We start from the raw sequence: 14,646 nt of genomic DNA, 5'->3' as shown, positions 1-14,646 counted from the left end.
GCTTACCCTCGCGCTCCCAACGCCGGATCGTCGAGGGCGCTTTCCCGATCCGTTTCGCGAACTCGTTGATGCGGTAAGTTTTGCTCACGCGAGCAATTATAGATAATAATAAATAAGAATCAAACAACAGTTAACACCTCCCGATGGTCCTGGTCCTGGTCACGGCCGGCACGGGTTCTGCCGGCGGCGACGGCGCCTCGATCCTGCTGATCACGCCGTGCGCCGCGAGCACGTTCAAGTGCGCGCCAAGACCCTGGGGTTCATCCAGTCAAAGTCAAGCCGGGTCAACGGTGAGGAGCGGTCCACACCGGCGGCGTGCCGCAGCGCAGGCCGATCGAGGGCTGGCGCCGCGGACGAAACAGGCAGAAGATCCGGGACACCGGTTTGGCTATGGGAAGTACCTGGTCGGAAAACGATGAACGCGGCATCGAATCCTGTCTTTGGGGCGGGCGGTCGGCAACTCGGGCTCTTTGACGTCTTCGCGGCCATCCAGTCCGGCGAGTCGTTGGAACTCTCCCGCCTACAACCCCACCAGCGCGGCCCGGCGGTCATGGTCCTGGCGATCATGATGGTCGCGCTGCGACGCTACGCCGTTGCCCCGCCCCAATCGGCGGCGGACTGGGAAGGGGAATGGCTGCGGCAGGTTGGCGCCGACGCCCTGCGGCTCATTGCCCCCGAGGACGCGATCGGGTTCTTTCAGCCCCCGCTCGACCCCGGCAAGAACCGCTCGGCGATGACCCTGAGCGACATCGATTTTACCTTTGCGAAGCTCGCCCATGCCGCCAAGCCGGTCGCCGATGGCACGGCCGAGGAGGCGGTCTTTGCACTCTGGGGTGGTCTGTGGGGATTGTCGGTCGCCAAATGGAACGGGGGCACCCGCCAGGGACCCTCGGTGGTCCTGCCGTCCGCTGACGGCACACTCGCGGGCGAGGTCCGCCACCTGGTCAGCGCCTACGAGGCGCACACCTCATCGATCATCGGCACCCAGGCCGCCGCCGGCCGCGCCGCGGATCACTTCCTCTGGCTGCGACCGGTCAGCGCCGGCGGCATCACGGTGGATACGGTGCCCTATCCCTACCTGGAGGCCCGGCCCTGCCACCTCGTGCCCGCCGGTCCCGGCCGGTACGCCGGGGTCGGCCAACACTCGGTGCCGTCCCGCCTGGCCGGCAAGGGGCACGCGGATGATCCGCAGGTCCCCATCATCGAGGGCAAAGCGTTCCGCCTCTGGGGCGGGCGGGTCTGGTCGATGCGCACGCGCCACGCCATGTTGTTCGGTTCCGCAGACGTCACCCGGCCGCCGAGCATGGGGATGCCGGGCTATCGGGTCGTGCGCGTTTGCGGGCTCGGCGTCGACCAGGGCAAGACCCGCGGCTACTGGGAGGCGCTCCATCCGCTGGTCCGGCAGGCAGTCTTCTCCCTGACGACGCAGCCGGAGCGCGCCGCCGATCTCTCGCAACGCGCCCTGGATGCCGCCGACCAGGTCGATGGCGCCTTACGCTGGGCGGTCGGTGCGCTGATCGAGGGCTCCGGTCAATCCGCCGCGGTCAAGGCCGGCAAGGCACGCGCCGCGCACGCGCTGGCCGGCGCGCTCACCGACCCCCTGACCGCGGCCGTCCTGGCGCTGCTCGCCGAGCCGCCGGACCTGGCGGCCGAACAGATCGCCCTGCTGCAAACCGCCGTCGCCGTCCTGCGCAGCGTGTGGGCACAGATCGAGACCGGCTGCCCCGATCCGCTGCGCCGCGCCGCGGGCGCCAACCGGCTGGGTGTCGGCATCCACAAGCTCACGGGAGAGACCACGATGACCGAGTTGCCGGACCTGTCGCGACAGGTCCACGCCATCCTGCACGAGATTGCCGAGCACCTCACGCCCAACGACCGGGCGCGGCTGCGCACCATGCTCGCCACCGAGCCGCCGATGCTCTACTGGCTGCTGCTCGGACAGGTGTCGCCCCGGCTGATGGACCGACCCGCCACCGAGTCCGTCTGGCGTGCGGTACTCCCGGCCCTGGGCGCCATGCGGCCGGACGGCGCGCCGATCGGCCAGGCCCTGGCCCAAAGCGCCTATCCGGAGATGCGCGTGCGCCAATTGCTCACCGCGACCGGCGAGACCCTGGTGGGCCAGGTGGCCGAGGTGGTCCGCTGGCTCGCCGCGCACGGGGCAGGCGCCGTCGATCTGGCGACACTCGCGGCACTGGCACTCGCCGACGGGCTCGGCGACGAACAGGCCCGCGCCGCGCTGCGGCAGGCGGTCGCGATGGGCTGGGTCCGGGCTCAGCCCAGGCCCCAACCCAGACAGAGCGCGGCCTGATGACCGATCCGTCCTCAGCCCCCGCCACCGGCCCCGTGCCGATCCTGGCCCAACTCGCGGTCGTCGTGCCGCAGGCCGTCGCCGCCGTCCGCGGCTCGCTCACGCACACCGGGCTGCGCGACGAGTCGCTGCTGCTCAAGACCGTCCTCACGCAGGCGCTGGGCGGCGCCCTGGTGCGCCCCTGGCGTCTGCAAGGGGTGCGCGACGGCACCGCGACCATCCTGGGTTACGCGACGCAGGACGCCGCGGTCCTGCGCGAACGGCTCGCCTTCGCCCTCCCGGCCTTGCAACAGGCCGTAGCCGTCGTCGGAACGGCACCGCTGCCGCCGTTGCGGGAGGGCCAATGCCTGCGCTTCACGGTGCGACTGGTGCCCACGGTGCGCCAGACCGGCAAAGGTGAGATCGACGCGCTGCTCTACGCGGTGCGGCAGGCCCCCGCGGGGCAGCACGACCGCGCCCAAGTCTATTGCGCTTATCTGGCCGAGCGTCTGCTCGGCGCGGCGGTGCAGGAGACCCGGCTCGACGGCATGCGCCTCACCGGCATGGTGCGGCGGCAGGGCACCGGGTGGACCGAGCGCGTCTTCCCGGTCGCGGAGCTGGGCGGCGTGCTGACCGTGGCCGATCCGGTCCGCTTCGCCGCGACCATCGCGCAGGGACTGGGCCGGCAGCGCGGCTTCGGCTTCGGCTTCGTTCGACTGGAACCAACCAACTGACAAGGGCAGGGGTCATGAAGATCATTCAGGTGCATTCGCTGTTTTCGCTGCCCGTCCATGTGCCGAACCGCGGGGCGGACGGGCTCGCCAAGCGCGCCGTCTTCGGCGGGGTCGAGCGCCAGCGCATCTCATACCAGGCGCAGCAATACGCCCTGCGCAAGAGCCCGGAGATGGCCGCGCTCGAAGCCGCGGGCGGCATCGGCCACAGCTACCGGACCGCGCTGGTCGGGGAGCGACTGCTGCGGCCCGCGTTGGAAGAGGCCAAGGTCGCCGAGGCCGCAGGCTGGACCGATGCCCTGATGGCCCTGTGGCGCAAGGAGCAGACGGGCGAGCGGGCCGCCGAGGCGGACGAGTCCTCCGCGCCCCTGATCGTCGGTGAACAGGAGATACGCCTCTTCGTTGCAGTCGCCCAGACCTGTGCCGAAGCGGGCATGGCGCCCGACGGTCTGCGGGCCTTGGTGGAAAAGAAGGCGCCGAAGGAAACACCCCCCGCGGTCGTGCAGGCGATCGAGGCACTGCGGACCGCCCGCGGCTCGGTAGGCTTCGACGGCGCACTCTTCGGCCGGATGGCGACGGGGATCGCCGTGTCGACCGTGGACCGCGCGGTGCGGTTCGGCGATGCACTGACGACCCATGCCATCACGCCGGTCGTCGACTTCTTCCTGGTCACCGATGACCTCAAGGACCGCGCGGCGGGCGAGGCCGGCGGCTCGCATATCAATACCCGGGAGGAGGCGGCCGGGCTCTTCTACCGCCATGTCCTCATCGACACCGCCCAACTGCAAAGCAACGGCGTCGCGCCCGCCGCGGTCATCGCGCCGCTGCTCGCCGCCCTGCTCACCGTCTCGCCCATCGGCAACCGGTCACCGGCGCGGGTGATCGAGACACTGGTCGAGGTCGGCGGGCAGGTCCGTTCGCTGATGGACGCCTATGCCGCGCCGGTCTCACGGCAGGACCAGGCAGTCGCGCGGCTGCGCGAAACCGCCGCGGCGGACGCTGAGACCTACGGCAGACCGGCGGCGGCACTGTGGCTCTCCGAGCAGTCGGCGCAGCCGGTTTCGCGCGTGCAGTCGCTGGCCGCTGCCGCCCTGGCCGAATGGGTGAAGTGATGGACGCCCTGGTGATGCGCTGGCGCGGACCATTGATGTCGCTCGGCGGGTCGCGCATCGACGGCTATGCGCAGCAGATGCCGATCCCGTCGCTCACCATGGTCGCCGGGATGCTCGGCGCGGCGCTCGGGTATCGGCGCGGTGACGAGCGGTTGGGCGCGCTGGCCGACGCACTGCGCTATGGCGTCGTGGTCCACCGGCCGGGGACGCCGCTCGTGGACTTCCAGACCGCCGACCTGGCGGCCATCGGCATGAAGTGCGCGGTGGTGGATCGGCACGGCGCGCTACAGGTCATCAAGCGCGAGGGCAGCGGTGCCGCCAAGGAGCGCCAGATGCAGTATCGCCCGCTGCTCGCCGACGCCGATATGAGCGTGGTCGCGGCGGTCGATCCGCCCTGGACCGCGCCGCAACTCATCGAGGCCCTGCGCGCGCCGGTCTTTCCGCTCTGTCTCGGCCGCCAGTCGTGTCCGCCCGGTGGGCAAGTGGGTGAGCGTGTCCTTGAAGCCTCGTCGCTCGGTGATGCCTTGGACTTGGTGAAGTCGGAGCGCGGTGGAACCCTCTACCGGCCGGTGGCGGGGCTGGTCGATGGGCTGGTGGTGTCGGTGCCGTCGCGGGGGCGGGGGGCGGCGCTGTTCGCGGTGGGGTGATGGTTTTGGCTGTTTTGCGATGGAGATTCAGTTGTTATGTGCGAGGGTCTGTTCCCCGTGCGCGGGGGTTTACCTGTAGAGGCCCGTCCTCTGCGCCGTGTCGTGGTGTCTGTTCCCCGTGCGCGGGGGTTTACCCGCGATGAAGGCCACGATGGGGTGTGACATGACGTCTGTTCCCCGTGCGCGGGGGTTTACCCGTCATGGATTTACCACGCGGAATGAATTCACCGTCTGTTCCCCGTGCGCGGGGGTTTACCCGCCGTCGAGGCTGGGGTCTCGTCATTGGTCCCGTCTGTTCCCCGTGCGCGGGGGTTTACCCATCCTGGACGCGGGTGGTACCGGGTCGGCTAAGTCTGTTCCCCGTGCGCGGGGGTTTACCGCGAGTCAAGCGCTATTTTCCCCTCGCGGGAAAGTCTGTTCCCCGTGCGCGGGGGTTTACCCTTCGGGGGTGACATGGTGCGCTTCACGATCCAGTCTGTTCCCCGTGCGCGGGGGTTTACCCGCCTGGGAGATATCCGCCGTCGGCGTCCCACCGTCTGTTCCCCGTGCGCGGGGGTTTACCCGTGGCCGATCCCGGCGAGACGGTCAGCTACACGTCTGTTCCCCGTGCGCGGGGGTTTACCCACCATCCTGACGCTCACCGGCCAGGGGGCCGAGTCTGTTCCCCGTGCGCGGGGGTTCACCCGCTTGCTGTGTCGGGGTGAGACTGCTCATGTCGTCTGTTCCCCGTGCGCGGGGGTTCACCCGGTGCGAAGGTCCCAGTTATGGGGCAGTTCCCGTCTGTTCCCCGTGCGCGGGGGTTCACCCGGGATGCGGGTGGGGGTGAAGCGGGTGCCGCGGTCTGTTCCCCGTGCGCGGGGGTTCACCTGCTGTGATGTACAACCCCCAGGGCGGGGGCTCGTCTGTTCCCCGTGCGCGGGGGTTCACCCAGCACCGACCCCACCGCCTCCCGCCCGACCCCGTTTCTTCCCCGTGCGCGGGGGGTCACCCGGTCCTGACGGCGGCCCGCCACCAACTCCATCGTCTCTTCCCCGTACGCGGGGGTTCACCCGAGCCGCTCGACACCTGGGTCTATGCCCGGGCGTCTCTTCCCCGTGCGCGGGGGTTCACCCGACAAGTTCAACACCCGGGTCGGTCGCCAGTGGTCTGTTCCCCGTGCGCGGGGGTTCACCGGCGCGCTTGGCGATCCCGTGGGCCGCGGTCTTGTGTCTTCCCCGTGCGCGGGGGTTCACCCTGGATGGGCTACATCATGGACCACATCCGCACGTATCTTCCCCGTGCGCAGGGGTTCACCCGAGGCCAGCGCCGCCTCTGATCGCCTGCGGACGTATCTTCCCCGTGCGCGGGGGTCCACCCATGTTTTGGTTCGGGGACGTGCATCCGCTGGAGTCTCTTCCCCGTCCGCGGGGGTTTATGTCCAATTGCGGCATCATTGCGGAGAAAGCCAATGGCGAATCTCGAAGACTACCGCTTCGTCCTGCTCGATTCGGTTGAGCGTTTGCGTCGTGACGCCAAGGCGCCAAGAGGACAGGGAGTCCAAGGCTTCAGCCTTGGCGCTGCCCATCCAAGGCTGAAGCCTTGGACTCCAGGTCGCGCGGCGCCCGCGAATGGATGCCGGAAACTCGCCTTGAGCGGGGTTTCTGGCTCCCGCGCTCCAGAAACTGGGCAAGTATTCCCGTAGGATGGGTAGAGCGCAGCGAAACCCATCGTTTGCGCGCGCCTAAGACGTTGATTGCTGGGTTTCGCTGCGCTCTATCCAGCCTACAGGTCGCGCGCGGATCGGGCCGGCAGCGAATACTTGCCCAATCTGTCCAGCGTGGGAGCAAGTGCCGACGCTCCAGCGTCGCGTGCCTGGACGGGCCGCCGGAGCGGCCGGACCGTATTGCCACACCGCCCCTTGCTAACGAGCGAACGAGAGGAATGACCAAATGATCTGGACACTGCAAATCAAACTCCTGTCAGGACATTGGGCGGAAAAGGACTGGGCGGCGACCATCGCCCTTGACGCCTCATCGACGCTGGAGGACCTGCATTACATCATCCAGCAGGCCGTCGATTTCGATGACGACCACCTCTATGGCTTCTTTGTCGCCCGGACACCGCGGAGCCGGGACCGCGTCCGCTACAACTACGACCCCGACGACGAGGAGGACGATCGGCTGTATACCACGACGCTGGAGAGCCTGTTCCCCCTGCCGAAGGGTCGAAAGCTGTTCTACCTGTTCGATTACGGTGACTACTGGATTTTCCAGATCAGCCGGACCAGGAGCAAACCATTCGCGGCGCAGCCCGGTGTCGATTACCCCAGCCTGATCGATGAGAGCGGCGAGAAGCCCGAGCAGTACCCAGCGTTCGAGTAAAGCATCCGCCACAAATAATCTTGGCGCCTTGGCGTCTTGGCGTGAGAATTATTTTTTTAGTGTACAGGGCTTCCCGTGACCGCTATCGCCAAGACTGACCGTAAGACCGGCGCGTGCCGCTCCCTGATCGGGCACTCGCTCGATGTCGCGCTGGCGGCCGCGCGCCTGCTCGCCGCGCCGGTCCTGCGCAGTCGTCTGGAGACGGCGTGCGGGCATCCGCTGACCGAGGTCCAACTCGCCAGGCTCACCTGTCTCGCCGGACTGCACGACTGCGGTAAGGCACTGGTCGGTTTCCAGGAGCGCATCACCGGTCAGGGACGTGGCACCTCGCACCTCGCCGAGGCGCTCGCCGCCCTGATGGCGGAGCCGAAGACCCAGCAGGCGTTGCGGATACCGCTCTTGGGCGCCTGGTTCAGCGACCCGTCCGCGGCACTGTTCTGCGCCATCTGTCACCACGGCTCACCGGTGTCCCAGGCAAACATCTCGGTCGCGCTGGCACAGGTCAGGACGCAGGTCGCGGCCGCCTTGGCCTATGACCCGATCGCCGAGATGGACGCACTGGCCGCCGAGTTGCTGCGGCGCTTCCCGGCGGCGCTCGGGGAGGCGGCGCCGATCCAGTGGATCTGCTCCTTAGACCACCTCTTTGCGGGGCTCACGATGCTGGCCGACTGGCTCGGTTCCAGTCTGCCGGTGGCGGGTGACGACTGGCGGCCGGCGGCCATCGCTTCCCTGCTCGACTCGCTGCCCTGGTCCGGTTGGCACTCGGGGGCGCCCGCGACGGCGATCCTGCCGGGCGCGCCTATCGGTGCCCAGGTGGTGATCGGCGCGGTGCCGCTGACCGAGCGGCTGGTCGTGATCGAGGCACCGACCGGGACCGGCAAGACCGAGGCGGCGCTGCTGCGCGCCCTGCAACTGGTGGAGGCCGGGCTGGTGGACGGGATGTATTTCGCCCTGCCGACCCGCGCGGCGGCCACCGAGGTCCACGGGCGCATCGCGCGGCTGGCGCGCACCCACTCGCCCGCGCTCGCGAGCCGGGTGGTGCGGGCCTTGGCCGGGAATCTCGGGACGGACGGCGTCGCACGGGCAGTCTCCGGCGTGCCCGACCCGGACCAGTGGCAGCAGTCCAAGTCCTGGGCCATCGCCTGCCCCAAGCGGGTAATGGCCGCGCCCATCGCGGTCGGCACCATCGATCAGGCGATGCTGTCGGTGCTGCGCACCCGGCACGCCTGGATGCGCCAGACGGCCCTGTGCCGGCACCTGCTGGTGGTCGACGAGGTCCATGCCTCCGACCCCTATATGCTGGAGATCGTGCGCTCCCTGGTGCGGCGGCAATTGGCGCTGGGCGGGCATGTGCTGCTGATGTCCGCCACGCTCGGCGAGGTGCTACGGGCGGAGTTGGAGCAGCGCCCGCGGCTGCCGCTGGCACAGGCGCTCGCCCTGCCTTACCCGGCGGTCAATGCGTTGCCGGTCGCCGTGGCGAGGGTCCGCTCGTCGCTGCGGCTGACCGACCTTGCCACGGCGCTGGGCGAGGTCGCCGACTGCGTGCGCGGCGGCGGCTGTGCCCTGGTCATCCGCTCCACGGTGGACACCGCGACGGCGACCTATCTTGAACTGCTGGCGGCCGGTGTGCCGGCAATGCTGCACCACTCGCGCTACGCGGACCTGGACCGGCAGACGCTCGACGCGCTGCTGGTCGGGGTCATCGGCAAGGGCGGCACCCGGATGCCGCTCGCCATCGTCGCCACCCAGACCGCGGAGCAGTCGCTGGACATCGACGCCGACCTGCTGGTGTCCGACCCGGCACCGGCGGACGTGCTGCTGCAACGCCGCGGGCGCTTGGGGCGGCATCGGCCGACCGAGGTCCTGCCGATGCTGGTGCTCGAACCGCGGGCGGTGGAGGAGACCGCCGCGGTCGCGCTGCGGCGGGCTCAGGGGCAACACGGCCAGATGCCGCCCGGCAGCGAGTGGGCCTATGTCTATGACGTGCTGGCGACGCTCGCGACCCTGGAGGCGTTACGCGGGCGGGACTGCATCCTGGTCCCGGACGCCGTGCGGCAGTTGGTGGAGACGGCGACGCATCCCGATGCGCTTGCGGCGTTCGCGGGCCTACGAGGCTGGTCGCCGTTGTGGCAGGAGACTTGGGGCCGACGGCTGGCCCAGCGGCAACTGGCGCAGGGCGGGTTGCTGGACTGGTCGCGACCCTATGCGGAGCAGCCGGTGACCGAGGCCGTGCCGACCCGGCTGGGTGAGGGCACGGTGACGGTCGAACTGAGCGCGGCGATGGCGTCGCCATTCACCGGCTCTGCCATCCAGGCGCTGCCGGTACCGATGCGTTGGCTGCGCGATGTCGCACCTGGGACGATTGGCGTCCCGACACCGGATGGCGCGGGCGGCTACCGGATCGATGTCGGCAGGTGCCGACTCCGCTATGACTCGCTGGGACTGCGCCGCCTTTGACGTTCTTCGCCCAAGGTGGGAACGAGAGAAACCGACCGACCCGACTTATGCGGCCTGCAACAGGAACTCGACTTTCACGGCGTCGAACGGAAACTCGATGCAGTCATCCGCTGCATGGCTCAATACCCCGGCCTTGAGCAGCGCGGTCACGTCGCGATTAACCGCTTCGGTGTCGCGTCCGACGCGATGTGCCGCCTCGCCGATGGAAACGGGGCCGGCGCCGCACAGCGCCTTGAGAAGCTCCCAGCGCTTCGCGGTCAGCACCTCCCATAGCAGCTCCGGCGTCGCGAAGCTGATACGCGCCTCGGCCTCCGCCCGCCCCGTGTCCATTGCACGCGCGGCCTCGGCCAAGGTTTCTTGGAGAGAACGTACTTCAAGAATGACGGTTTTCATGATTCCACCTCGCGACGTCGGCTTCAAAGTCGGACATCAGACGATCCGGTGTCAGAAAGACGTAAGGCTCTTCGCCAGTTGTCGTATGCCGATGATCACCCTTTCCCCGTTCGTTGTCATAGCGCAGCACGCAGCAATCGTCAACGATATACGCAAGTCGGTATTTGAAGCGATGCAGCGATGGCACAACCGGTATTGGAACCTGCCAGATCACCACCTCGACGAATGCGTCGGCAGCAATGGCCACCCGGCGACGAACTAGAAGCCGCGCTTTCATGTTGGAAACCGTGGTCTGTCCCTCATTTCCTGTCCCTCATTTCCTTATGATCCCTGCAACTCATACTTGATCTTTCCTTGAAATGGAGTATTCAGATCGGTTGGTTTATCGACTTGAGAACCGCTTTCTTCAAAGCTGACACTCAGACCAAAAGCCGTAGCCGTGTAATATATCCACCTATCGTAAAGATAAGCAACGGCGTTAACCGAATTTTGATCAGCTAAAGTCTTCGCAATGTGGCGCGCATGTAAGGGGCTTTGACCCTCCTTGTACATATCTATAGTCAGACAACTAACGAAATCTATAGAATTATAATTTCCCATCTTCCATTCTTTTGCTAATTTCCACTCGGCTAACCTAAAAAGAAGATCTGTTGGCAGATTATAATCGCCACTATTAAACAGAATAACGCCTTTCACGCGAGCAGAGTTGGTTACAGGTAGAAATGATTCCGTGTCCCTTAACTGGCTTGCAGCCTTATTTAAGTTGTTCGACACCGACGGTCTAAATCGTTTGTAAAACTTATCCCACTCTGATTTCGGAAGGCTTTCGGGAAGTATTGTTATCTTGCCGCCTTGCGGCGGCGATAATTTTCTTAACTTCCCCTTGCTGAGCTCTTTCAGGAAATATTCATCTACGCTATTGTATTTCTCATATTTTGTTATTTGCTTCAATTCTAACACTATTTCCAGCTTATCCAATGGAATAAAATAATCAGCATTTTGCTTTCCATCAGGGATCTCGAATAGATCTCTAACTCTAGCGCCAGAGCAAAACGAAACAAAATCATCGAAGAGATCTTCATAGTCTCTGTCTTTTCGCTTGAGTGTCGGTGTCGACAAAAATTCTGTTAACTTGTGCTCCATCTAAACGTGCCTATGCTAACGATGGTGGATGCGCGCAGTGGCTATGGTCGCCGATCAGCTACGCGAGGTAAATGCGGCGGCGGCATTAGCTTTAATTAGGTGGAAAATTCTTGAATGAATCCATCATAAATCACTCTTGAAGGATGCCTGCTTGTTTGCAGCAAACTCTTACCTCGATGATCTTGAATTATTCTGATTATATCATTTTGACGCTGCATATACCCATTATCTTTGCCCCATGCAACGAGAACAATTTCCGCTTGCTCTATGGCTTGGTCAATTGCAACTTCGTTCCTCGCACCAATTTGATCGTCGGTGCCAACGAAGCCATTGGTCTGGATAAAAGCAAACTGGTTGACGACGACAAGGCGTTCGACGCCCTGGAATTCTCTATAGTCTTTTTCAAAAACAACCCTCTCCAGCACCTGGACCGATTTGTCGGCAAACTCGACGCAGGCATAACTTGGGTTCTGCATGATGGCGCAGACCGTTCTAGGCGCCGCGGAAGCACCCACCGTCGTTGCGCTGAGGCGATAGCGGAACATAGGGGGATTCTCATGCGAAAAATCAGCTTCTATTTCTAGCCCCGGACGATGTAGGAACGTTTGTTTCACTTGGCGCACCTCAGCCGCAAGAACGCCGGTTACCCGGCGCAGCCGAGTAGGGTCGGCTGTGTGGACCGAACCCCGCGTGAACCCAGTCGGCGAATGGTCCGAGCAGCGGATCCACCGGGCTTATTTTTTTTAAAATTCGAGTTTTCTGGCAAAAGGATCACCTTGTGGTGGGTGCCAGCCGGCAAGTGCCCAGAGGCGGCGCGCCGGGACTATGTATGGGTTATTGAGATTCAGCGCGACAACAGTCGCCCGCCCGGTAGCCATCAAACCGAGGATGCAGGTTGCGTCCTTGCTCCAGACGAAATGCTCGGCCCAACGCTGTCGACGCTTCGAGCGGCCGTCGGCCATCAGGCCGCCGCCTCTTGTCCGAGTAATGCCTTGCCGCTGCGAATGCTGAGCAGCGCATAAGCACGGGCCTTGCGCAGGGTCAGCTCGCCGTAACGCTCGCGCAACAGTGCAAGCTCGGCCTGCTCCCCGGCGGTGAGCGCGTCGGATCGCTGACCGAGGGCCGAAAGGCGCAGTTGCTCAGGTCCCGACATGGTGCTTTGAGTGATCGTGAGTAGCGCTCCATCGCCCAGCCAAGTCATTTCCAGAAGCCGCGTCTGAAGCTCAGGCGGTATGTCGTCCAATGCCGGCAAGGCGGCCTCCAGGACCGCGGCGAGTACCTGCTCCAAGGGGCGCTGCATGAGTCGCGCGGCCTGGTCTGCCTGTCGTACCACTGAATCCGGCAAGTCCAGTGTAATTGCTGTCATCGGGGACCCTTTGGGTGGTGCTGTCGAGCTTGGCGGTTGCGATCATGGGTCTCGTTTCTCCCACGGCGTTAGCCCATAGCTTACTTCATCCGGGGAAGAGTAGGGTCCGCTGTGCGGACCGAACCCCGCCCGAAACCCAGTCGGCGAACGGTCCGCGCAGCGGACCCTACCCGGCTGGCCCCGTCAGCTCCGGTAAATACTATCAGTCGAAGAGCGTTTTCTGTCTTTGCTCCTGTGAAAAAAACGGACACCTGTAAAGCAGTATTCCTTGATCTTTGAGAAGTGCGCTATCCGCGTCATCCGGAGATACAACCACATAGTGCATACCCGGTCTTGTATATTGTTGGTACAGTCGGATCTGCCGCAACAATTCACCTAAATTCGGAATAGTTGTTTTTACTTCAAAGGAAAGATGGAAAGCTTGTCGGTGCGAGAGCGTCCAGCAGGGTACTTCGAGGAGTTCTATGCTCGAATCTGCGACGGAGTGATTTTGGTTTCCGATAAATGATATATCCATGGTGGAGGCTTCTACGTACATATCCAAGAAGCCGACTATGAACTTACCGGAGGTAATTGGCTGTTCCCATTTTTTTTGCAGTATTTGCATCGGCTTGTATTCTGGAGGGTCACCTAGCCCATCCCAAGATTCAAACGACTGCAATTGCGCAGCATAGCGAGAAACTTCCTCACGGGACTGCTCTAAGCGACGCGCCCGCCATTGCGAAAGGCCATGAGACCCATTCTTAAATTCATTTTCTGCTTCAGCTACCTGACCTTCCAGTTCTTTCAGTTTGACCCGAGTCTTTGATATGGTGTCACTTACGTAGCACAGTGCAGCGCTTCTCAAACCCTCGATTGTCTCGGGGTCCCAATTCGTTCCTTTTGATACCCAACTTTGATCCATGGCAATGTCGAAAACGACTTTTTCGATGTTGTGATCAAGCCACTTCATGATTTGATCATGCAAAGGCTCCTTTAGATCCGCGTCCGAAAAACCGAATCTCTCTATAAGAGTAGATGGTCGCTTTCTGGTACCCATATTCCGATATCTCTCGCTGAATTGGTGGTGCGAATTGCAAATAGAGATCCTTTCAATGTGCGCGACAGGTTCTAACTTGACCTAATGCGATTCCGCCGGACGAACGGCCTCATAAACCGGCCGGTCGGGGCGATTCGATCAGATCGCGCCGGAAAAGTCAACGACATGAAATCGGAACCGCGGTGCACCGTTCGCCGTTTTCGCCGCCAACTGACGGCGTCACGCCCAAAGTTTGCGGGCCTCGCGGGATATCGCCCCGCTCAAGCCGCCTTTCTCAGCTAAGCCGGGTAGGGTCCGCTGTGCGGACGGAACCCCGCGCGAACCCTGTCGGCGAACGGTCCGCGCAGCGGCCCAGAGTGGGCCAAGACGTTTCGGCCCGACAAGCGTCCAACTTCAAGCCGCCAACGGCACCCGCAAATCGATCTCATCCCAAGGGACGAAGACGCACTGGCGCTCGTCGATCTCCAGGATGCCCAGGTCGACCAAGGCCCCGACATCGGTGCGACCTGGCGCCCCGTCATGCTCCACGGCGTCGATGAGATCGGCTATGGGTGTGGGTCCGCGGCGTTTTACCGCCTGAATCAGTTCCCAGCGCGTCGCCGTCAGGGTGCTCAGCATCTCAGACAGGCTCTCGAAGCCAATGGATTCGACCGGACTGACCGCTTCGCCGCGCTCCAGCCGCTCCCAGGTTTGTGCGAACGCCTCCATCGCCGCCTGGGGCGTCGAGATCTCGATCCGAAGGGTGCGTCGCTCAGTCATCGGTCAGCCTCCTGACATCAGTCCAGAAATCACGGAGCAAGTCCCGGACGTTGACGAAGGTGTAGGGTTCCTCGCGTCCGGCCAGGTGCTTGTGGTCGCCCTTGCCGCGCTCGTTGTCGTAGCCGACGAGGCGTTGCCCGTTCCGGATATACACTAAACGGTATTTCAAGCCGTGTGGGCGCTCCGCGTCGGCGTGCGGGAGTTGCCAGATGTGTCCTTCCGGTAAGGCTGCATGAAATCCCGTCCCCGGCCCGGTAGCGTAGGAGCCCCGTTTTTGGTGATCCGGAGGCTCCACGATGTCACTGTCACTCCCCGCCGCGGCCGATCTGGCACAGACGGCCGCGGCCTTTGC

16 protein-coding genes and 1 CRISPR repeat array are annotated in these 14,646 nt (G+C 64.2%); of the genes, 6 read left to right on the top strand and 10 right to left on the bottom strand.

The window, feature by feature from the left end; genetic code table 11:
- The coding region (locus QZY48_RS02055) for a MerR family transcriptional regulator (protein WP_295427042.1) at positions 1–88 on the bottom strand (88 nt) is incomplete at its 3' end.
- A 327-nt stretch (positions 89–415) separates the two neighbouring features.
- On the opposite strand from QZY48_RS02055, the gene QZY48_RS02050 reads away from it, so the two are divergent.
- From QZY48_RS02050 to cas3, 6 genes are all read left to right on the top strand, one after another.
- Complete coding sequence (locus QZY48_RS02050) at positions 416–2,308, top strand: hypothetical protein (protein WP_295427039.1); 1,893 nt, start codon at positions 416–418, stop codon at positions 2,306–2,308.
- Positions 2,308–3,021 (top strand): type I-E CRISPR-associated protein Cas6/Cse3/CasE, encoded by a 714-nt coding sequence (locus QZY48_RS02045; protein ID WP_295427037.1) that lies wholly within the window; start codon positions 2,308–2,310, stop codon positions 3,019–3,021. The genes QZY48_RS02050 and QZY48_RS02045 overlap by 1 nt, the downstream gene beginning before the upstream one ends.
- A gap of 14 nt (positions 3,022–3,035) precedes the next feature.
- Complete coding sequence (locus tag QZY48_RS02040; RefSeq protein ID WP_295427034.1) at positions 3,036–4,130, top strand: type I-E CRISPR-associated protein Cas7/Cse4/CasC; 1,095 nt, start codon at positions 3,036–3,038, stop codon at positions 4,128–4,130.
- Positions 4,130–4,777 (top strand): type I-E CRISPR-associated protein Cas5/CasD, encoded by a 648-nt coding sequence (gene cas5e / locus QZY48_RS02035; RefSeq protein ID WP_295427031.1) that lies wholly within the window; start codon positions 4,130–4,132, stop codon positions 4,775–4,777. The genes QZY48_RS02040 and cas5e overlap by 1 nt, the downstream gene beginning before the upstream one ends.
- Before the next feature lie 49 nt (positions 4,778–4,826).
- Positions 4,827–6,189: a CRISPR direct-repeat array (repeat unit 19 nt; unit sequence TTCCCCGTGCGCGGGGGTT).
- Between the two features lie 516 nt (positions 6,190–6,705).
- Positions 6,706–7,137, top strand: a complete 432-nt coding sequence (locus QZY48_RS02030; protein WP_295427028.1) for a hypothetical protein — start codon at positions 6,706–6,708, stop codon at positions 7,135–7,137.
- A gap of 75 nt (positions 7,138–7,212) precedes the next feature.
- A complete protein-coding gene (gene cas3, locus QZY48_RS02025) occupies positions 7,213–9,594 on the top strand; it encodes a CRISPR-associated helicase Cas3' (protein WP_295427025.1) in 2,382 nt (793 codons plus the stop codon).
- A 45-nt stretch (positions 9,595–9,639) separates the two neighbouring features.
- Here the strand turns inward: cas3 and QZY48_RS02020 are convergent, their stop codons facing one another.
- The 9 genes from QZY48_RS02020 to QZY48_RS01980 all read right to left on the bottom strand — a co-directional run.
- Entirely contained in the window at positions 9,640–9,987 is a 348-nt protein-coding gene (locus QZY48_RS02020; RefSeq protein WP_295427022.1) for a DNA-binding protein, read from the bottom strand.
- The gene (locus tag QZY48_RS02015; protein ID WP_295427020.1) at positions 9,968–10,264 is read right to left on the bottom strand and encodes a DUF6516 family protein; all 297 of its coding nucleotides are present in this window, start codon (positions 10,262–10,264) and stop codon (positions 9,968–9,970) included. Before QZY48_RS02015 ends, QZY48_RS02020 begins: the two co-directional genes overlap by 20 nt.
- 44 nt (positions 10,265–10,308) lie before the next feature.
- Entirely contained in the window at positions 10,309–11,130 is an 822-nt protein-coding gene (locus QZY48_RS02010; RefSeq protein WP_295427019.1) for a hypothetical protein, read from the bottom strand.
- A 95-nt stretch (positions 11,131–11,225) separates the two neighbouring features.
- Positions 11,226–11,744: a DUF1643 domain-containing protein gene (locus QZY48_RS02005; protein WP_295427016.1), complete on the bottom strand. Its 519-nt coding sequence runs from the start codon at positions 11,742–11,744 to the stop codon at positions 11,226–11,228.
- Positions 11,745–11,873: 129 nt separating this feature from the next.
- Complete coding sequence (locus tag QZY48_RS02000) at positions 11,874–12,092, bottom strand: hypothetical protein (RefSeq protein ID WP_295427014.1); 219 nt, start codon at positions 12,090–12,092, stop codon at positions 11,874–11,876.
- A complete protein-coding gene (locus tag QZY48_RS01995) occupies positions 12,092–12,496 on the bottom strand; it encodes a hypothetical protein (RefSeq protein WP_295427012.1) in 405 nt (134 codons plus the stop codon). The genes QZY48_RS02000 and QZY48_RS01995 overlap by 1 nt, the downstream gene beginning before the upstream one ends.
- A gap of 202 nt (positions 12,497–12,698) precedes the next feature.
- On the bottom strand, positions 12,699–13,448 hold the full coding sequence (locus tag QZY48_RS01990) for a hypothetical protein (RefSeq protein ID WP_295427010.1): 750 nt from the start codon (positions 13,446–13,448) through the stop codon (positions 12,699–12,701).
- A gap of 480 nt (positions 13,449–13,928) precedes the next feature.
- Positions 13,929–14,294, bottom strand: coding sequence for a hypothetical protein (locus QZY48_RS01985; RefSeq protein WP_295427007.1), 366 nt, complete (start codon positions 14,292–14,294; stop codon positions 13,929–13,931).
- Positions 14,287–14,646: DUF6516 family protein (locus QZY48_RS01980; RefSeq protein WP_295427003.1), on the bottom strand; the 360-nt coding region annotated here is incomplete at its 5' end. The genes QZY48_RS01985 and QZY48_RS01980, both read right to left, overlap by 8 nt.

The organism is uncultured Thiodictyon sp., assembly GCF_903828115.1.
In the GTDB taxonomy this organism is placed as follows: Bacteria; Pseudomonadota; Gammaproteobacteria; order Chromatiales; family Chromatiaceae; genus Thiodictyon.
The sequence above is the reverse complement of the archived record's forward strand: the minus strand, read 5'-3'. Positions and strand labels throughout refer to the sequence as shown.